A 345-nucleotide genomic window follows, 5' to 3' on the forward strand; every position below is an offset into this window, starting at 1 on the left:
GCTAATTAGTAGGTTGTAGTTCAGAGAATATTTCTTAGTACCACTATCATCAAAGGTCTGATCTAAAATTACCGTTCCACTTTTCCCGGGTGGAATTTCTGTAATTTTGGCGTTTTTGTCGTCCTTAATTTCTAATTCAATCAAGTCCTGGTTGTAAGTAACTTCCGCATTTTGCGCTATGCTAGGGATAATAACCACGACAGAATCAGTGGTATTGTTTGTTATTTTACATTCTTTCATTGTTTTATTTATTTAGTGAGAATTATGTTGATTAGTGTCTTAGAGGTTATAAAAGCCCTCCCCTATATTTTTAGTGAGAGTTATGGTGATTTGTGTCTTAGAGGT

1 protein-coding gene is annotated in these 345 nt (G+C 34.5%); it reads right to left on the reverse strand.

All coding sequences use genetic code 11. The features are described from left to right. Window positions 1-240, reverse strand: a 240-nt coding sequence (locus E1171_RS00105; protein WP_222931265.1) for a hypothetical protein, incomplete at its 3' end; no start/stop codon positions are given. Window positions 241-345: the final 105 nt, after the last annotated feature.

It is taken from the genome of Xanthovirga aplysinae, from assembly GCF_009711365.1.
Lineage (GTDB): Bacteria > Bacteroidota > Bacteroidia > Cytophagales > Cyclobacteriaceae > Xanthovirga > Xanthovirga aplysinae.